This window comes from Acinetobacter sp. ANC5681, assembly GCF_023488045.1.
Lineage (GTDB): Bacteria > Pseudomonadota > Gammaproteobacteria > Pseudomonadales > Moraxellaceae > Acinetobacter.
The window spans coordinates 1-17,810 of the sequence record NZ_JAMFKZ010000008.1 but is presented as its reverse complement, the minus strand read 5'-3'; the positions used below and the strand labels follow the sequence as shown (position 1 = coordinate 17,810).

Sequence of the window (17,810 nt, the reverse complement as noted above, 5' to 3'; positions counted from 1 at the left end):
CTCAATCAAGGGTTGCAGTTATGGCTGAACAAAATGTCATCACTTCTATGCTAGACGATTTATCTAAAGAACAGCCCATTCATACTGCACTTTGTATAGGTCAGCAAATTGATCAAAATGCTGAAATTCAATGGCATCATTTTAACGTAACTGACTTTTTAAATCTGCCATTTACACAACGTTATGATTTAGGTTTTGTATTATTTGATACAGAGCCAATGCAAAACATCACTGAAACACATAAAGCGCAGCTTTTAGTGAAGTTACGCGACTTAATGGCTAAAAGGATTGTTGTTGTTAGTAAACGAAACGATGAAAAGCTATTGCGTTCACTAGGTTTTACTCAACTTATTGATAAGACTACTCATGATAGTGATTTTGCTCTATGGCAATTCAATATTTTAACTTACAAACATGTTCCTGATTGGTTTAACTCTAAATTTTGGGCAAATCCAGAAAATTGGAATAAGTTTCGTTGGTGATTTCTTGGAGTTTACTGCGGTTCTGAATAAGCCGCAGTTATAAAATAATAATAAGCTGATGAAATGTTCTTGCAAATTTTAACACTTTAACTTTGTTTTCATACTGAAAAGCAGCGTATGCTTTTCGAATAAATAATTCTAACTGGAATATAAAAACCATGACAGATTTGACAAATATCGTAGAGATTTTAGCGAAACAGGCTTTAGGCGGTCAGCAACAATCAGGTCAGGGTGGTGGTTTAGGCGGAATTTTAGGTTCGGTATTGGGACAGCTTGGTGGACAACAGCAACAAAATACCCAAAACCAGCAACAAGGTGGTCTAGGCGGAATTTTGGGTTCTGTACTGGGTCAATTAGGTGGTGGTAATACTTCAACACACAGTAATGCAGCAGGTGGTAACACAGCACAAACATTGTTAACCGCCGTTTTGCCTTTAATTCTTGCATGGATTCAAAAACAGGGCGGTTTGCAAGGTGCATTGGATAAACTGAAAAATGCAGGTTTGGCAAATCAGGTACAAAGCTGGGTCGATCCACAACAAGTAAATGCTCAAGATGTTCCAACCCAAAATATTCAAAGCTTATTTGATGATCAAGATCTCGAACAGGTTGCTCAACAAGCACAAGCGCCAAAGCAAGAAATTTACAGTGCGATTGCGTCTGTACTACCTCAAGTGATTGATTCTTTGACTCCGCAAGGAAGTAATACCAATCCCCAAGAAGCAAATCAAGATATTCAACAAGTATTGAATTTGGTGGGTGGTTTTTTTAAAAGATAAGCATATAAAAATAAAAGGGCGAAACGCCCTTTTATTTAACACTTGAAATAAACTTCTGATTAGAAGTTATATTCCATACCTAAACCAATAACAGTTTTCTTGTTATTGTCTTTCTGCCAGTCAATTTTTTGTTGAGCAACAACACCGTAGAAACGAGCTTGTTTATTGATATTGTAATCAGCACCTACACCATATAAATCATTTTTACGATCTTCAAGACCATCAACTTCTGTTTTCGCAGAGATATATTGTGCTTTTAACTTCACTGGTGTAGAAGGAATGATATATGCAGCAGTTACACCGAAAGCGTTTTCTTTTAAGCCTTTGTATCCTACAAGTGTATCATCTGTAGGTTTCGCAGTTTGCCATAAACCACCGAATACTAAACCTTCAGCACCTACTTGAGATAAATCAAGTGAGCCAGTTACACGTACTGCATCTGTATATACACCAGATAAGCCATAAGCATTATACTTTGATGCAACTGCAAAGTTACCTGCAACAGCTGCATTTAAACCAATATCTTTATTTTCGTAAGTTAGAGACGTTGAAACACCATCACCAAATCCATTACGACTACCTTTTTGACCACTTGCAGAGTTATCTAGAGGTATTGTTTGACCGTTTTTATCCTTAGTAGTTTCATTCTGTTCACCTTGTTGGAACATAATGTTAAATGCTAATCCACCCAACAATTTTTTATCAGTCTCAAAACCAATAACATTCTTTAGGCGATCTTCACCAGCTAAAACTGCTGTCATGTCAAGTTCATTGTGATCGTTAAAAATATCTTGGTTATTATTAGCTGCAGTTTTGAAGTAAGAATCGTGTTGACCAACTTTTAATGTTGCAACACCAGCAGATTTAATACCGACAAAACGGTTACGGTTTTTAAAAGCATCACCATCGCCATCTGCCCCAATTTCCCATTCGGCTAAATAAACTGCTGATAAGTTATCAGTCAATTTTTCTTCACCTTTCACACCCAAACGTGAAGCGTTTGAATTTACTTTTGTTACGCTTTCATCATTAAAGCCGTTGTTGTCAATATTTTCCAAAGTCACACTGAGCTTACCATACAATGTTGGTGCTGCTTGCGCTGCATTCATGGCTAAAGTTGCTACAGTAGCAGCAAGAAGCAATTTTTTCATTGAGATTTCTCCAGAACACTTTTTGTAAATGGCAGTTGCCTTAGTTACTGTTATAAGCTTGCTTGTGTACATAAAGTTACACAGCTCACTGACTTGTATGCAGTATCGGCAAACTTTGTGACAGATAAGTGAAAGAAAAATGACAGTTTGATGACGATTCATATTTAGTAATAATTATATTTGTTATTGATTTTTATATATTTAATAAATAAAAGTGGGGCGAAAAGCCCCATCGTATAGATAATTTTTTACTTACAGCACTGCTTTAATCTTTTCAGCAAAGGCTTTAATCTTTTCCTGATCACCCATTTGTGCTGCATGACGACCAAGTTCATGAACTGAGCTAGGAATCAAATGGAAGTGCACATGTGGAACTGTTTGCCCAGCAGCAACTCCTGAAAGTTGCATTAGTACGATCCCTTTAGCATCTAAAGCGGTTTCAATTGCTTTAGCTATCTTTTGAACAATTTGAATCGTATAGGCTGCTGCATCAGCAGGTAAATCCATCAAAGTAACAGCAGGTGTTTTAGGAATAACTAAAGCATGACCATCTGCTTGAGGCATAATATCCATAAAAGCGAGGACCTGATCATCTTCATAGATTTTGATTGCAGGTAGTTCGCCTCTTAAGATTCTTGCAAAAATATTTTGGTCATCGTACGCCATGATTAGTCCTTTAATATAATGAGATGAGAAGTTTTGCTTTTCAGACAAGAATAGAAAATAAACTGCTAAGACTTAAAAATAAGGCTTTTATTTGCAATTTAATTCTTTTTGACGCTCTTTAATTTCATCTAAGCGTTGTTGCTCTCTGTCAGAAAATTTAGGCTTTGTTGTATGGCAGTTTTCATTACCATATTTAGCCTTGGCATCTGCATCTTTAAAACAAAATCCTTTCGATGCATAGATGAGATTATAGTCATCTTGCAACTTTTTACATTCTTGTTCTGGTGTAGCTGCTTGAAGGTTAAAACCTGTAAGGCTTACCAATCCAACAAAAACTGCAACCGTAAACTTATTCATGAGGTATTCCTCTAGTTAAAAGGCATGAACTCAAATAAATTAAGAAAATATGTCTATTTTCACGATTTGACTTAAGTTCAACTACTAATATACGGTTTATGAATGAAATTTCAATGAAACTGTATTATTGGAGTGTAATTTTTATCACCTTGAGCTTTTACTTTAGTATAATTTTCGTCCACTCTTCATACATTTTGACAGCAGAAGAAAAGTCGCTATTGGGTTCTGCAGTAAGGTTTGCTGCTTGAATCAAACTCTGGGTTAAGGCAAGTATAGGCGCTGGAAGCTTTGCCTCATGCACTAAATTCAACGCAATCCCTGTATCTTTTGCGAGCAAAGGTAATGCAAAGGTTATAGGGAATTCACGGCTGAGAACGCGTTGTGGAAAAACAGTTTCTGTGACCATGCTTTTGCCACTAGAAGCATTAATACAATTCAAAGCTGCATCTAGGTTTACACCATGCGCTTTGAGTGTACTAAATCCCTCTGCAACCGACCATAAATTGACAGCCAGTAACATGTTATTAATTGCTTTAACGGCAAATCCTGCACCCGAATCACCTACGTGTTGAATGAGCTTTCCGACTGCTGCCATCGCAGGATAAGCACGTTCAAAAGCATTAATGTCGCCACCCACCATAACCGTAAGTGTTGCATTTTCTGCGCCAATGGTTTGTCCGCTGACAGGCGCATCGAGAAAATCAATATTTTGTGTTTTCAATCGTTCTGCTAGACGGCGCGCTGCCTCAGGAACACCACTGGTGCAATCAATCCAGATTGCACCTGATTTAACATTCACACCATCAATTAATGTTTCAACGTCATCACTAGTCGGTAAACACGAAAAGATAACATCTGCCTGAACCGCTTCAGCAAGTTCAACCGCCAAAGTGCCAAATTCTGTTGCATGTTGCTTAGCTTTATCAAAGTTACGATTCCAAACGTAAACTTTTTCGAAATACTTGGGTAAATGCGCAGCCATGCGATAGCCCATAGCACCTAAACCGATGAATGCAACAGATTGAGTCATAGTTTACCTTTTTATTGGAGTTGAACGTTCTGATAACCAAGTTGTCAGTGTTGGCCAGAACTCAATTGAACTATTTTGACTAGACATTAAACCTAAGTGTCCGCCAGGTATCAGAGTAAACGTGACATCTTGACTATTTGTCAACTGTGTTAAAGGAAAAGCTGCCTCAGAAGTAACAAGTTGATCACTTTTACCTGCACCAACTAACAATGAGCATTCAATGTTTTTAAGCTCAATGGTTTTATTCTTTAATGTGATTGCACCATTTTTTAATGGATTTTGCATCCAAACATTAAACAACATGTCTTGGTTGATCCCCCCAGGGTAATCAATCATATTATTTAAGAAATGGCTGAGTGTGGCGTCTTCTTGTACCAGTTTGAGGTTATCAAGATTTTTGAGCAATTGAATATTGCCATCAATCCAACTCTTAGGATCTAACAATTTAAAACCTAATGAGTTTAAAAAACCAGGTGAATGAATCATCAACTTAGGTAAACGGTTACAGATATAATCTTTGATGGTTGGGTTACGCGTCGTAATATATGCCAGTGTTTTATATAATTTTCCGATATAACCCGATGCATAACTATCAATCGGGCTACCTAAAACAATTAAATTTTTAACCGCATTTGGCCTGTGTCGAGCAGTGTAAAGTGTGACAAAAATTCCAGCCATACTCCAACCATGCAAAGAGATTTTTTCAGATTTAGAATGCTTTTGAATCGCCTCAATACAACGTGGAATAAATTTATCGATAAATGATAAGAAATTCACTTGGTAGTTTTTGTAAGTCAACTTACCCCAGTCAATTAGATAAACATCAAAACCACTTTCTTGAAAATGTTTAATCAAAGAGCGGTATGGATATAGATCATAAATATCCATGTTGATGGCAAGAGGAGCTGTAAATACCAATGGCTCTTTGTAACGTTTGTTCTCAGAAGCATAAAAACGAACACGAGTTTGTTTAAATTCAGCAATCACTTGATAAGCTGTCGATTGTGACAATACAAGCCTATCTGCATCGAAGACACGCATAGCCAGATGTTTAAAATTTATTTTTTGCTGTTCTACAAGTGATTTCATCTTTGAAAGTCTCATCATGAGTCAAGATTGCACGAAGTCTAAGCGATAATTTCATCTTATGCCTTGACCTTAAATACGTTAGGCGCTCAAAATGTTGGCATATTTAAACACCTGATCATAAGGCATACAAAACGATGAATCCAAGCGATGATTTAGAATACCAACTTGAAACACTGGCTATTCGCACAGGGCATGATCGTACCTTTGAAGGGGAACATAGTGAACCTATCTTTTTAACATCTTCTTTTGTTTGCGAAAGTGCCGCAGATGCTGCTGCAAAATTTTCTGGGCAAATCGCAGGAAATACATACTCACGTTATACCAATCCAACAGTGCAAGCCTTTGAAAAACGTTTAGCAATATTAGATGGCGCAGAGCGTGCAGTTGCGACCAGTTCTGGTATGGCTGCTGTACATGCGATGTGTATGGCATATTTAAAAGCTGGCGATCATGTGATTTGTTCTCGCGCAGTATTTGGTTCAATCATTGCTTTATTTGAAAAATATGTTGCTAAATTTGCTGTAGAAGTGACTTTTGTCGATTTGGATGATCTTGAAGGCTGGAAACAAGCGATTCGTCCAAATACACGTATTCTCTTTATTGAAACACCCTCGAATCCTTTGGCACAGGTTGGTGATATGCAAGCAATTGCAGATATTGCCCATGCCAATGGCGCATTATTTGCTGTAGATAACTGTTTTTGTACACCAGTATTGCAACAACCGATTAAGTTTGGTGCTGATTTAGTACTTTATTCAGCAACAAAATATATTGATGGTCAAGGGCGTGCATTAGGTGGTGCAGTTGTTGGCAAAAACGATTTACTTGAAGAAATTAATGGCGTTGTGCGTACCCTTGGTAATTCAATGAGTCCATTCAATGCATGGATTTTCTTAAAAGGTTTAGAAACGCTGAGTATTCGTATGAAAGCGCATTGTGAAAATGCACAAATACTTGCGGAGTGGTTACATCAACATGAAAAGGTTGAAAAAGTGTATTACGCTGGTTTAACAGATCATCCCGGACATGAATTAGCCAAAAAACAGCAAAAAGGTTTTGGCGGTGTTGTATCTTTTGTCGTAAGAGGCGAACGTGAAGGTGCGTGGACGGTTATTGATAATACGCGCTTCTTATCGATTACCAGTAATTTAGGCGATGTTAAATCAACAATTACACATCCAGCAACGACCTCACATGGTAGAATGTCGCCTGAAGCCAAACAGGCTGCAGGAATTGAAGAAGGCTTAATTCGTGTTTCTGTTGGTTTAGAAGATATTAATGATATTATTCGCGACCTATCACGCGGTTTAGATTTAATTTAAGAGAGAAACTTATGAACATTAATATGCTCATGCAGCAAGCTCAGCGCATGCAAAAAGATATGGAATCAAATCTTAAAAAAGCCAAAGAAGAGCTTGCTAATACGGAAGTTCATGCTGAAGCTGGCGGTGGTTTGGTTAAAGTAACTATGACTTGCCGTAATGTCGTTAAGCGTATCGAAATTAGCCCAGACTTATTACAAGATGAAGCTGATATGATTGAAGATCTGATTGCTGCTGCGATGAATGATGCAGCACGTCAAGCCGAAGCTATTTCTGAAGAAAAACTTCAAGGTGCAAATTCAGGTATGGGCTTACCACCAGGTTTATCTGGTTTATTCTAAGCCAAAAGTCTCTAAGTCTTTTGGTGAGGCTTAGAGAACCTTTTTTATAAATAATAGAGTTGATCTGTGTTTAGTGAACGATTTGAACAGCTAGTTCAAGCATTGCGTATTTTACCAAGCGTTGGTCCAAAATCTGCACAACGTATGGCGTTGCATTTGCTGATGAAAAATCGTGAAGGTGCTTTTGCATTATCTTATGCATTACACGAGGCTTCGAGCCATATTCACGAATGCCATATTTGTCATTCATTAACTGAAAATGAAATTTGTGATATTTGTGCGTCTGTAGAAAGAGATGAGCAATTGCTTTGTGTGGTTGAATCTCCAGCTGATGTCATGGCAATCGAACAAAGTGGAAGCTTTAGAGGTAAATATCATGTACTTGGTGGTCATTTGTCTCCATTGGATGGAATAGGTCCTGAAGAAATTGGTATTCCATATTTGATTCAACGATTAAGCCAAGGACAGATTGAAGAAGTAATTTTAGCAACTAATGCCACCGTGGAAGGTCAAGCGACAGCACATTACTTAGTTGAGGCAACGAAACATTTGCCAATTCACATGACAAGAATCGCACAAGGCGTACCACAAGGTGGCGAATTAGAATATGTCGATAGTCATACGTTAAGTCAAGCGGTACATAATCGTATGAAGATGAAATAGTTTTATATTTATTGTAAATTCATGCTATTAATTTAAACAAATAATTCACTTTTACATTTTGTCTAACATTATTTTAGGTATATTTGCTTTAATTTATGGCAGTATAAGCAAACGAAAAGGATTTTCGTTTTTGATGAATAGAATAGGAGTAATTTCATGTTTTTCATGTGGAATAGTGATTAAATTATTCTTTGTAGATTTAATTTAGTTTCGTTTCAGCAAAAACTGTATTTTTACAGTTGTATTGCTAGTGTTTTTTATTATTTTACTTGAGCAAATATGTTTCAGTTCATTCAACAGCAAAAAGACCTTGCTGTTCTCCTCAGTCAAATGGAACAATGTTCTACCTACGCACTTGATACTGAGTTTATTAAGGTTGATACCTTATATCCAAAACTTGGGGTATGCCAGATTAATTGTAATGGTCAAATTGCTTTACTAGATGGAGTAGCACTTGATTTAGAGCAGTTTTGGCAGAAGGTTTTTACTGCACAGCAGAATATCTTTCATGCGTGTGGCGAAGATATTGATTTAATTTATCATTATGCAGATCAAAAACCATTAAAAAATGTATTTGATACGCAGATCGCAATGGCATTTCTTGGTCATGGGCTTCAAGTAAGCTATCAAAATGCATTAAAAACCTGCCTAAATATTGATATTGATAAGGATCAAACTCGCTCAGATTGGTTGGCACGCCCTTTAAGCCAAGAGCAAATTAATTATGCAGCAAATGATGTCTTATATTTGACAAAGCTCGCTGATACATTAAAACATGATTTACAGCGTAAAGGGCTTTATCAATATGTTTTGGAAGATTGTCAGAATTTAACGAAAGAAATTGCGATAGAAACTCCATTGACAGAGCTATATACCGATATTGGTAATTATCGCCATTCACGTCGTGAGTTAATGCAATTACAGCAGCTCAGTATTTGGCGTGAGCAAATTACTAAAGCCATGAATCAACCGCGTAGTTTTGTTCTCAAAAATACAACAATGCTAGATTTAGTGGAAAAAAATCCACGTAATAATTTCCAACTTGCCCAAGTTAAAGATATTCGTCCAAACATTGTACGTGAACATGGCAAAACCATCTTGGATTTATTAAAGTTTTTACCACCTGAAGATGAATGGCCATTAAGAATAGCAAGACCTGTGAAGAATAATTCTAAAGAAGTTGCGCCTCAAATTGATGCTTTAATCGATCGAGTCGTATTTGAAACTGGCATTCCTAAAGAAGTCTTACTACGTAAGAAATGGCTGAATGCAATTTATGAATATGTTGTATTCCATTTAGAAGAGCAAGAATTGCCGAATTATTTGTTAGGCTGGCGCTACGATATCTTGACCAAGCCATTGGTGGCATTACTGCGACAAGATATTGAATATTTGGCGGCGCAAATGAAGTTAGCTAGGTAAAATAGTTCAGCTGTGAAAGACGACTGTTGCGTTAACATTCGTTAATGTACCTAGTTTTTTTTTCATGTATGCTGTTTAAAGTCTGTTGGAATAAAAATGACCAATAGTCTCTAAGATTGATAAGAGTTGTGAGTAAACATGCACTGCGATATTTATAGATCAAGCAAAAAAGACGAAATGTATATGTATATTGCTCGTCCAAATTATTCTGCAGATCAGGAATCAGAAAATCCATTTGAGTCTATTCCTGAGAGTGTCTTACAAGCTTTTGGAAAAGCTACTTTTGTAATGCATTTGGAACTTCATGGTGAGCGCAAACTTGCACGTGTAAATGTATTGCATGTCTTAGACTCATTACAGACCAAAGGCTTTTTTATTCAAATGCCGCCAGAAGGACTTATTAATCCAAATGCGGTAGAACCAGAGGGTTTGCGTGGTGCTTGAAACGATAACTGCAATATGGTCTCACATTCTATCTGTACTGGATCAATTCCCTGAAGAGAATGTTGCGATTATTGTGTATGTTACAGGTGCAATGATTGCATTATGGTGCTGGTATCGTTTGATGTCACGTATGCCGAATCCAATAGGCGGAATTCTTTGGATTATTGTTTTTGCAATCCTTGCTACACCAACAATCTCTGAAGGCCCCAATTCAGAATTAGCACCTGCTATTTTTGGTTTGATTTTTGGTGTGCTCACAAAAGAGCATGTTTTAATCTGGTCAAATTTATCTTTGATTCTATTTGTCATTGGTACAGGATTATTGATCGGCTTCTGCTGGTCAAAATACAGTGCAAATAAACTTGCACGTTCGGTTTAGATATTCACATAAAGTTAAAGAAAAATAAGGTTTTCAAATGTCTGCTGATACACAACACTTCACTGGTACAGATCAATATATTGCAACTGACAGCCTGAAACTTGCGGTAAAAGCCGCGCGTGCTTTACAAAAACCATTATTGGTGAAAGGTGAGCCAGGTACAGGTAAAACATTACTTGCAGAACAAGTTGCAGAAAGTTTAGGTCTAAAACTAATTACTTGGCATATCAAATCAACAACCAAAGCTCAGCAAGGTTTGTATGAATATGACGCGGTTTCTCGCTTGCGTGATAGCCAGTTAGGTGATGACCGAGTCTATGACATTAAAAACTATATTAAACCTGGTAAATTGTGGGAAGCATTTACGAGTGAAGAACGTTGTGTATTGTTAATTGATGAAATTGACAAAGCGGATATCGAGTTCCCGAATGACTTATTGCATGAACTCGACAAAATGTCGTTTTATGTTTACGAGACTGGTGAAACCATTACCGCAACACAACGCCCAATTGTGATTATTACTTCGAATAATGAAAAAGAATTACCAGATGCATTCTTGCGTCGCTGCTTCTTTCATTATATTGAATTTCCTGATGAAGCAACCATGCGTGAAATTATTGCAGTGCATTTTCCAAATATTTCGAATACTTTGGTCAGTGAAGCATTGCAAATATTCTTTAAGTTACGTGAAGTCACGAATTTAAAAAAACCACCATCAACGTCAGAGTTAATTGACTGGTTAAGCTTGCTTATGGCAGATGATATGCCTGAAGACGTATTGCGTAATCATGATAAATCTAAAGCAATCCCACCATTGTATGGTGCGCTGATTAAAAATGAACAAGATGTACAATTACTTGAACGTTTAGCTTTTATGTCACGCCGCTAAGAGTGTAATCACATGTTTGTGCGATTGTTTTACACCTTACGTAAATATGGTGTACCTGTTACAACTCGTGAGTTGATTGATCTCAACCAAGCGGTTGCATCAGGTCTGGTATTTGCAGATCAGGAAGAATTCTATCAGTTGGCTAAAACAGTTTTAGTCAAAGATGAACGTTTCTTTGATAAATTCGATCGTGCCATGAAAGATTATTTTGATGGCATTGAAACTTTTGATCTAGATGAACTACTTAAACAAGTTCACAAGTTACCTAAAGACTGGTTTGACCTAGAACTCTTAGAAAAAAATCTGACACCAGAGCAACGTGCTGAGCTACAAAAAGCAGGTTCTTTAGAAGAACTGATGAAAATGTTGGAAGAACGTTTACGTGAACAGCATAAAAAACATCAGGGTGGCAATCGTATGATTGGCACAGGCGGAACTTCACCTTTTGGTGCTTTTGGTGATCATCCTGAAGGTGTCCGAATAGGTGGGCCAGGGCGTAAACGTTCAGCGGTAAAAGTATGGGAGCAGCGCAAATACCAGAATCTTGATGACGATCAGGTGTTGGGAACACGTCAGATGCAAATTGCATTACGCCGATTACGTAAGTTTGCGCGTCAAGGCGCGGCTGAAGAGCTTGATGTTGATGGGACTATTCGTGAAACCGCTAAGCAGGGCATTTTGGATGTGCAATTGGTTCCTGAGCGTCGTAACCGTATTAAAGTGCTGATGCTGTTTGATGTTGGTGGTTCAATGGATGCCTATATCGCTGAGTGTGAAAAATTATTTAGTGCGGCGAAGTCTGAGTTCAAAACCTTAGAATATTTCTATTTCCATAATTGTCTCTATGATTATGTTTGGAAAGACAACCATCGCCGTAGTTCAACACGCATGAATACATGGGATTTATTCCATACTTACGGTCGCGACTATCGTGTAATTGTTGTCGGTGATGCCAGTATGGCACCATACGAACTCAAGTCGGCAGGTGGTTCAGTTGAATACATGAATGATGAGTCGGGCGAAGTATGGCTTAGACGTTTACGTCAGCATTTTGACAAAACCGCTTGGTTAAACCCTGAAATGGAAGGTTACTGGCATTACACCCAGACCATTAACTGGATCAAAGAAATTTTTGAAAATCATATGTACCCAATGACACTAAAAGGCATTGAAGATATGACGCGTTATTTGTCACGTTAAAAATTCATATGAATACTTTATAATGACCGCTTCTGTATAGAGGCGGTTTTTTTTCTGTTAAATAGATGCTAATCCCGTTAGAATAAAGCGTTTTTGCAATTAGCACTTTTGGAGACGCCTAAGTGGAGCGACCTACAATCAGCCCTGAACATTTACAAGAAGCGGCTGAAAACTTAGTAACCATTCGAGATTTTATTCGTTTTGGTGTAACCGCACTTCGTCAATATGATGCACACTTAGGTCAAGGTACTGAAGATTATTTTGCGGAAAGCTCTGCACTTGTTTTGCAAACACTGTCCCTAGAATGGAAAGCTGATGCAGAAATATTAGATGCAAAATTACTACCAACTGAAAAAGCAGAATTTTTAAGTCTATTAGAACGTCGCATCAATGATCGTATTCCAACCTCATATTTATTAAATTTGGCATATTTCTGTAATAAACCTTATTATGTAGATGAACGTGTACTGATTCCGCGTTCGCCAATTGCTGAATTGATCGAACAACGATTTGCACCATATTGTTTGAATGAAAATGGTCAAATGCTCGAAGCATTGAATAATTTACCAGAAAACACGAATCCGAAAACGCCACAACGTATTTTAGACATGTGTACGGGTTCTGGCTGTATTGCAATCGCTTTAGCTTATGCATTCCCAGATTCTGAAGTCGATGCAACTGATATTTCCAAAGAAGCTTTAGAAGTTGCATCAATTAATGCTGAACACCATGATAAGCAATATCAAGTCGCATTACTTGAGTCTGATTTGTTTGCAAAAATTCCTGCTGAAAATCAATATGATTTAATCGTAAGTAATCCTCCATATGTAGACGCAGAGGATATGGCAGATTTACCAGAAGAATTCTTACACGAGCCTGAGCTTGCACTTGCTGCTGGTCAAGATGGTTTGGATTTGGTTCGTAAAATGTTAGCGCAAGCTGCTGACTATTTGACAGAAGATGGTTTAATCGTCATCGAAGTCGGTAATTCAGAATGGGCGATGCGTCAAAACTTTAATACTGTTGATTTCCATTGGCTTACATTCCAAAAAGGTGGTTCTGGTATTTTTGCATTAACTGCGGAACAATGCCGCCGTTATAAAGATATATTCCAGCAATCTATTCAAAATTAAGGGGCTGAAAATGGCAGGCAATAGTATTGGTCAGTTATTCCGTGTGACCACATGTGGTGAATCACATGGTGTTGGTTTGATGGCAATTGTAGATGGCGTACCACCGGGACTAGAACTTTGCGAAGCAGACTTGCAAAAAGATTTGGATCGCCGCAAGCCGGGTACTTCTAAGTTTGCAACGCAACGTAAAGAGCCTGATCAAGTTGAAATTATTTCTGGCGTTTTTGAAGGCAAAACTACGGGTACATCAATTGGTTTATTGATTCGTAATACAGATCAAAAATCAAAAGACTACGGTAATATTGCCCAAACATTCCGTCCTGGTCATGCTGATTATACCTATACTCAAAAATATGGTTTCCGTGATTATCGTGGTGGTGGTCGCTCAAGTGCACGTGAGACAGCAATGCGTGTTGCGGCAGGTGCGATTGCTAAAAAGTATTTGGCAGAAAAATTTGGTATTGATATCCGCGGACATGTAACACAGATCGGGAATGAAATTGCAGAAAAGTTAGATTGGGCTGAAGTGCCAAATAATCCATTTTTCTGTGGTGATGTTGATGCAATTCCTCGCTTCGAGCAATTAGTCACAGCATTGCGTGAGCAAGGCACTAGTTGTGGTGCAAAACTCGAAATTATTGCTGAAAAAGTACCCGTCGGTTGGGGTGAACCTGTATTTGATCGTCTCGATGCAGATATTGCTCACGCTATGATGAGTATCAATGCGGTTAAAGGCGTTGAGATAGGGGATGGTTTTGCAGTTGCTGGACAGTTTGGTCACGAAACTCGTGATGAATTAACCACAGATGGTTTCCTTGCAAATCATGCTGGTGGAATTTTAGGTGGTATTTCAAGTGGTCAAACGATTCGTGTCGCGATTGCTTTAAAACCAACCGCAAGTATTACCACTCCTGGTAAAACCATTACAATTGATCGAGAAAATACAGATGTGTTAACCAAGGGTCGTCATGATCCTTGTGTGGGCGTTCGAGCGACTCCAATTGCTGAAGCAATGTTAGCAATTGTTCTAATGGATCATTTTTTAAGACATCGTGCTCAAAATGCTGATGTTGTAGTTCCATTCCAACCAATTGAGCCATAATTTTAATTTTTCACATACTTGCGACACTTTGCGCGCAAGTATGTTTTTTAATAATAAAAAATTAATCTTATAAAGTCTCAGAAATTACATTTTCACTCGTTGCAACATGATATTGATTTCTACCATTATTTTTTGCTACATACAAAGCATGATCTGCTTGAGAGATAAACTCTGATAGGCTGTCATTAAGATGAGGAGTTGTTGTTGCAACACCCACACTGATCGTTACATATTTAGAGACATTACTTCTAGGATGTGCAATCCCTATATTTTGCATTAATTGCATTAATTGCATTAAACGTTGAACTTGTATCAGTGCTTGATCTTTATCCGTCATGGAAAATAAAAGTAAGAACTCTTCACCGCCATAACGTGCCGCAATATCTCCACTTCGCGATGAGATTGAACCCAGCAAAATGGCAATTCGTCTAAGACATTGATCCCCCTGAATATGGCCTAATGTATCATTGTATAGTTTAAAAAAATCGATATCGATCATCATGATTGTGATAGGAACTTCATGACGGATTGAGCGTTTCCACTCATTTTCAAGCACTTCATCGAGGTATCTACGGTTTGCTAAACCAGTTAAAGCATCTTGTTGAGATAAAATTGAAAGTTGTTGCGCCTGACGCATAAGCTCTAATCGATTTAGTTCGATCATACAGTCTTGTAGATAATTCTCTCTATGTTGCCGATCTATTGCATAAGCTAAAGCCATTCCTAGAAAGCTACTAGAAGTATAAGTTCGATTTAAGTAAGTCCAATCAATTGATCCATTAAGCCAAACACTAATAGCAATACCAATTAAACCACCAGACCAACCAGCAAACATCGCTGTATAAAATCGCATACCAACGAAGCCATATATAATGACCACGGCATACATCATGGCAGCATGAAAAAGAACGTTATTCTGGCCATGTTCCAATACATTAATTAACGTGAAAGTAAGAGCGACGGCACCTGTAGAGCCTAAGCAAACATAGTAATCAAACCATCTATTCATTGATGGAATGAAAGCAAGTAACCATGCAAAAACAATTATCATGCCCACCCAACCGTAGTACGCGACCCATGCAGTGCGTAGCTCTGTAGGTAGAACTTGATAAGTACCAAAACTTAAATATAAATAGAGGCATAGAATGATTGGTGCACGGTAACGGAATTCATATGCAGCTTCATTTTTATACTGATCTTTATAAATGACCTCTAATTCTTTAGGAAACCAAACTAAATTTAGTCCGCGAGAAATTAACAAGTCAATCTGTTCTTGCCCGAGTAAGTTGGATGCTTTTAACTTCATCTTATCTCTCATCGCCCCCAATGTTCTTATAAATGTAAATAGGGATTGTTAACTACGTTACACTGTATTAAATAAAATGTGTATTGGATTATATAAAATTAATCATTTTTTATGATAATCAGATTTTATTGCCAGTATTCTATATTTTTCGGGTGTAATATGAATATATTACCAACTAATATAATGATTAAACTTAATAAAATGCTGAACAGATAAAAAAATGTTACAAATTAAATAACAATCATTGTATATTGATTGTATTAGGATACAATCTAGCTATAAAAATAAGCAGCAATCGTGGAAAATGATTGAAATAAGTCATACGAAATAGGATGGATCGAAATGACTGTTATGAAGCAATATGGAACAAAACTAGAAATAACACCTCACTCAGAATGGGCACAACAATTTTGGGATGAACTTGTTCCTGCAAAAGAACGAGTAAGCAAACACCCTTTATTTTTAAATATGGCAAGCGGTAGCCTAAATTTAGAATGCTTTCGGTCAGCATTATTAAATTTTTATCCTTTGGTTGCTCATTTTCCATCATATATGGCAGGTGCTTTAGCTAAAGCGACGGCTTTTTCTTTAGATGGTGTAACTGAGACTAGAGATTGGTTAATTCAAAATATCAAAGTTGAAGAAAGACATTTACATTGGTATCAAGATTGGGCGAAGGGTTTTGGCATAACGACTGAAATGTTGAATGAAGTTAGACCACCAGTAGCAATGAATGCAGTCAATCATTTTTTATGGGATGTAAATTTTAGGGGAAGTTTAGCGGAGAGTATTGCTGCAACAAATTTAGCAATAGAGTGGGCGACAGGCGATTGGACCATTCATGTTTATAAAGGAATACAAGCTTATACAGAAACACCAGAAGTAAATATTAATAAAAGATCATTGGCATGGTTAAGAGCTCATGCACACTATGATGATCTACATCCTTATGAAGCGATGGAGCTGATTAAGAGATTATGCGATAAAGATCCAGTTTCTCAGAGAAAAGCTTTTTTAGCAGCGAAAGAAGGCTTAGCTTATTATGAACTGGCTTTAGATGAGTGTTATAAGTTACAAAATAATAATTAAAAATACCGAATAAACTGCTATTTAGTTGGAGTACTAAGTAGCAGTTTTATTTAATTTTTTAAACTGAATTCATTTTATCGTAGAAATTCTTTAATTTAGGGGACTCCAGTGGCGCGTTAAGTTGTCTAGATTAACTATGTATTCTTCAAAACGAATAAGAATTTTTTCTCGTTCTTCATCTGTGATATATAGGACATGGTAGGCAATAAAAGGAGGAAGTACCTCAAAACCTGTATAGACTAAAGATCCCGCGAACATTGGAACGTTAGTCCGCAACAACTTCTAATAGATGTAGCTTTTCAGCCAAAGCTTTATATTGAACATGAAATAGCATATTTGAACTTTAACCAACCTTTAAATAATTTTAAATTTAATCGTCATGCTATTATTTTTTTATTTTTAGGTTTTACTCATATTTTGAAGAATCTAGCTCAACAAAACTTAGATATCCAAATGGAATTGCAAGGAAATAATCAAGATATATCTAGAAATACTGATAATTCTGATGGATATAAAGTGAATTTTGGTGCTGATCAAGATCGTTTAATATTTAATAAAGAACTTCTAAAGCAGAATTACAGCAATTTTTGTCGTTGAACCAAATCGCTAAGCATCTTGGTTTAACTGATAGAACTTTACAACGCCAACTTGCAAATGAAAAAACAACATTTCAAATCTCACTTAGTGAAAGCCGTCAGGCAAAAGCAAAAACTCTCTTAAAAAAATAAATTATCCATTCAAGAGATTTCAAATCTTTTAGGCTATGCAGATATTTCTCATTTTTCACGTGCTTTTAAAAAAGTGGACAAATATGATGCCAAGTAACTATAGAATGCCAAAATAAAGAAAATAGACTATCTAACTAATGTTATAATAATTGCGTATAATTTCTGCATTATGTTACTTGACGTTTTCGTTGTACAAATAATCCCACTGGAGAGTCTCCAGTGGGTTTTTTGTCAATGA

The 17,810-nt window shown here is 37.0% G+C and carries 21 protein-coding genes and 1 pseudogene; 15 read left to right on the top strand and 7 right to left on the bottom strand.

Annotated elements, in window-relative coordinates; all coding sequences use genetic code 11:
• Window positions 1-20: 20 nt before the first annotated feature.
• On the top strand, window positions 21-482 hold the full coding sequence (locus M5121_RS06735; RefSeq protein ID WP_249570705.1) for a DUF6231 family protein: 462 nt from the start codon (window positions 21-23) through the stop codon (window positions 480-482).
• 158 nt (window positions 483-640) lie between these two features.
• Window positions 641-1,261 carry a YidB family protein gene (locus M5121_RS06730; protein ID WP_249570704.1) on the top strand — a complete coding sequence of 207 codons (621 nt, stop codon included), beginning with the start codon at window positions 641-643 and terminating at the stop codon, window positions 1,259-1,261.
• A 59-nt stretch (window positions 1,262-1,320) separates the two neighbouring features.
• Here the strand turns inward: M5121_RS06730 and M5121_RS06725 are convergent, their stop codons facing one another.
• The 5 genes from M5121_RS06725 to M5121_RS06705 all read right to left on the bottom strand — a co-directional run bounded on the left by M5121_RS06725 (window position 1,321) and on the right by M5121_RS06705 (window position 5,554).
• Entirely contained in the window at window positions 1,321-2,412 is a 1,092-nt protein-coding gene (locus M5121_RS06725; RefSeq protein WP_249570703.1) for a porin, read from the bottom strand.
• Window positions 2,413-2,664: 252 nt separating this feature from the next.
• Window positions 2,665-3,078, bottom strand: coding sequence for an HIT family protein (locus M5121_RS06720; protein WP_087537097.1), 414 nt, complete (start codon window positions 3,076-3,078; stop codon window positions 2,665-2,667).
• Between the two features lie 87 nt (window positions 3,079-3,165).
• Entirely contained in the window at window positions 3,166-3,435 is a 270-nt protein-coding gene (locus M5121_RS06715; protein ID WP_249570702.1) for a YARHG domain-containing protein, read from the bottom strand.
• A 157-nt stretch (window positions 3,436-3,592) separates the two neighbouring features.
• Window positions 3,593-4,465 carry an NAD(P)-dependent oxidoreductase gene (locus M5121_RS06710; protein ID WP_249570701.1) on the bottom strand — a complete coding sequence of 291 codons (873 nt, stop codon included), beginning with the start codon at window positions 4,463-4,465 and terminating at the stop codon, window positions 3,593-3,595.
• Window positions 4,466-4,468: 3 nt separating this feature from the next.
• On the bottom strand, window positions 4,469-5,554 hold the full coding sequence (locus M5121_RS06705; protein ID WP_249570700.1) for an alpha/beta fold hydrolase: 1,086 nt from the start codon (window positions 5,552-5,554) through the stop codon (window positions 4,469-4,471).
• A gap of 134 nt (window positions 5,555-5,688) precedes the next feature.
• On the opposite strand from M5121_RS06705, the gene M5121_RS06700 reads away from it, so the two are divergent.
• From M5121_RS06700 to aroC, 10 genes are all read left to right on the top strand, one after another.
• Window positions 5,689-6,876, top strand: coding sequence for an O-succinylhomoserine sulfhydrylase (locus M5121_RS06700; protein ID WP_249570699.1), 1,188 nt, complete (start codon window positions 5,689-5,691; stop codon window positions 6,874-6,876).
• A gap of 11 nt (window positions 6,877-6,887) precedes the next feature.
• Complete coding sequence (locus M5121_RS06695; RefSeq protein ID WP_004662103.1) at window positions 6,888-7,217, top strand: YbaB/EbfC family nucleoid-associated protein; 330 nt, start codon at window positions 6,888-6,890, stop codon at window positions 7,215-7,217.
• Between the two features lie 66 nt (window positions 7,218-7,283).
• Window positions 7,284-7,880 carry a recombination mediator RecR gene (recR, locus tag M5121_RS06690; protein ID WP_005160191.1) on the top strand — a complete coding sequence of 199 codons (597 nt, stop codon included), beginning with the start codon at window positions 7,284-7,286 and terminating at the stop codon, window positions 7,878-7,880.
• A gap of 279 nt (window positions 7,881-8,159) precedes the next feature.
• The gene (locus M5121_RS06685; protein ID WP_249570698.1) at window positions 8,160-9,302 is read left to right on the top strand and encodes a ribonuclease D; all 1,143 of its coding nucleotides are present in this window, start codon (window positions 8,160-8,162) and stop codon (window positions 9,300-9,302) included.
• A 138-nt stretch (window positions 9,303-9,440) separates the two neighbouring features.
• Entirely contained in the window at window positions 9,441-9,746 is a 306-nt protein-coding gene (locus M5121_RS06680) for a YcgL domain-containing protein (protein WP_283772268.1), read from the top strand.
• Complete coding sequence (locus M5121_RS06675) at window positions 9,739-10,125, top strand: hypothetical protein (protein ID WP_087544996.1); 387 nt, start codon at window positions 9,739-9,741, stop codon at window positions 10,123-10,125. The genes M5121_RS06680 and M5121_RS06675 overlap by 8 nt, the downstream gene beginning before the upstream one ends.
• A 37-nt stretch (window positions 10,126-10,162) precedes the next feature.
• Complete coding sequence (locus M5121_RS06670; RefSeq protein WP_004662110.1) at window positions 10,163-11,014, top strand: AAA family ATPase; 852 nt, start codon at window positions 10,163-10,165, stop codon at window positions 11,012-11,014.
• A 12-nt stretch (window positions 11,015-11,026) separates the two neighbouring features.
• Entirely contained in the window at window positions 11,027-12,214 is a 1,188-nt protein-coding gene (locus M5121_RS06665) for a vWA domain-containing protein (RefSeq protein ID WP_249570696.1), read from the top strand.
• A 122-nt stretch (window positions 12,215-12,336) separates the two neighbouring features.
• Window positions 12,337-13,347 carry a 50S ribosomal protein L3 N(5)-glutamine methyltransferase gene (prmB, locus tag M5121_RS06660; RefSeq protein WP_087537106.1) on the top strand — a complete coding sequence of 337 codons (1,011 nt, stop codon included), beginning with the start codon at window positions 12,337-12,339 and terminating at the stop codon, window positions 13,345-13,347.
• Window positions 13,348-13,357: 10 nt separating this feature from the next.
• A complete protein-coding gene (gene aroC, locus M5121_RS06655; RefSeq protein ID WP_249570695.1) occupies window positions 13,358-14,449 on the top strand; it encodes a chorismate synthase in 1,092 nt (363 codons plus the stop codon).
• Between the two features lie 67 nt (window positions 14,450-14,516).
• Here aroC and M5121_RS06650 read toward each other — a convergent pair whose 3' ends face one another.
• Window positions 14,517-15,755 (bottom strand): GGDEF domain-containing protein, encoded by a 1,239-nt coding sequence (locus M5121_RS06650; protein ID WP_249570694.1) that lies wholly within the window; start codon window positions 15,753-15,755, stop codon window positions 14,517-14,519.
• A gap of 342 nt (window positions 15,756-16,097) precedes the next feature.
• Between M5121_RS06650 and M5121_RS06645 the strand changes: the two genes are divergently transcribed.
• Entirely contained in the window at window positions 16,098-16,844 is a 747-nt protein-coding gene (locus tag M5121_RS06645) for an iron-containing redox enzyme family protein (protein ID WP_249570693.1), read from the top strand.
• 58 nt (window positions 16,845-16,902) lie between these two features.
• Here the strand turns inward: M5121_RS06645 and M5121_RS15985 are convergent.
• Window positions 16,903-17,093 (bottom strand): annotated as a pseudogene (locus tag M5121_RS15985) (NAD(P)H-dependent oxidoreductase); the annotation flags it as partial.
• A gap of 87 nt (window positions 17,094-17,180) precedes the next feature.
• Between M5121_RS15985 and M5121_RS06640 the strand changes: the two are divergent.
• Both M5121_RS06640 and M5121_RS06635 read left to right on the top strand, forming a co-directional pair.
• Window positions 17,181-17,441: a hypothetical protein gene (locus M5121_RS06640; protein ID WP_249570692.1), complete on the top strand. Its 261-nt coding sequence runs from the start codon at window positions 17,181-17,183 to the stop codon at window positions 17,439-17,441.
• Window positions 17,442-17,579: 138 nt separating this feature from the next.
• Window positions 17,580-17,669, top strand: a complete 90-nt coding sequence (locus M5121_RS06635) for a hypothetical protein (RefSeq protein ID WP_349628952.1) — start codon at window positions 17,580-17,582, stop codon at window positions 17,667-17,669.
• The last annotated feature ends 141 nt before the right edge of the window (window positions 17,670-17,810 follow it).

Excerpts from the sequence above, each read along its gene's own strand:
- M5121_RS06720 (WP_087537097.1), bottom strand. The coding sequence starts at position 3,078 with ATGGCGTACGATGACCAAAATATTTTTGCAAGAATCTTAAGAGGCGAA.
- M5121_RS06725 (WP_249570703.1), bottom strand. The coding sequence starts at position 2,412 with ATGAAAAAATTGCTTCTTGCTGCTACTGTAGCAACTTTAGCCATGAAT.
- M5121_RS06680 (WP_283772268.1), top strand. The coding sequence starts at position 9,441 with ATGCACTGCGATATTTATAGATCAAGCAAAAAAGACGAAATGTATATG.
- M5121_RS06710 (WP_249570701.1), bottom strand. The coding sequence starts at position 4,465 with ATGACTCAATCTGTTGCATTCATCGGTTTAGGTGCTATGGGCTATCGC.
- M5121_RS06695 (WP_004662103.1), top strand. The coding sequence starts at position 6,888 with ATGAACATTAATATGCTCATGCAGCAAGCTCAGCGCATGCAAAAAGAT.
- M5121_RS06650 (WP_249570694.1), bottom strand. The coding sequence starts at position 15,755 with ATGAAGTTAAAAGCATCCAACTTACTCGGGCAAGAACAGATTGACTTG.
- M5121_RS06700 (WP_249570699.1), top strand. The coding sequence starts at position 5,689 with ATGAATCCAAGCGATGATTTAGAATACCAACTTGAAACACTGGCTATT.
- M5121_RS06685 (WP_249570698.1), top strand. The coding sequence starts at position 8,160 with ATGTTTCAGTTCATTCAACAGCAAAAAGACCTTGCTGTTCTCCTCAGT.
- M5121_RS06730 (WP_249570704.1), top strand. The coding sequence starts at position 641 with ATGACAGATTTGACAAATATCGTAGAGATTTTAGCGAAACAGGCTTTA.
- M5121_RS06645 (WP_249570693.1), top strand. The coding sequence starts at position 16,098 with ATGACTGTTATGAAGCAATATGGAACAAAACTAGAAATAACACCTCAC.
- M5121_RS06670 (WP_004662110.1), top strand. The coding sequence starts at position 10,163 with ATGTCTGCTGATACACAACACTTCACTGGTACAGATCAATATATTGCA.
- M5121_RS06665 (WP_249570696.1), top strand. The coding sequence starts at position 11,027 with ATGTTTGTGCGATTGTTTTACACCTTACGTAAATATGGTGTACCTGTT.
- M5121_RS06705 (WP_249570700.1), bottom strand. The coding sequence starts at position 5,554 with ATGAAATCACTTGTAGAACAGCAAAAAATAAATTTTAAACATCTGGCT.
- aroC (WP_249570695.1), top strand. The coding sequence starts at position 13,358 with ATGGCAGGCAATAGTATTGGTCAGTTATTCCGTGTGACCACATGTGGT.
- M5121_RS06715 (WP_249570702.1), bottom strand. The coding sequence starts at position 3,435 with ATGAATAAGTTTACGGTTGCAGTTTTTGTTGGATTGGTAAGCCTTACA.
- M5121_RS06735 (WP_249570705.1), top strand. The coding sequence starts at position 21 with ATGGCTGAACAAAATGTCATCACTTCTATGCTAGACGATTTATCTAAA.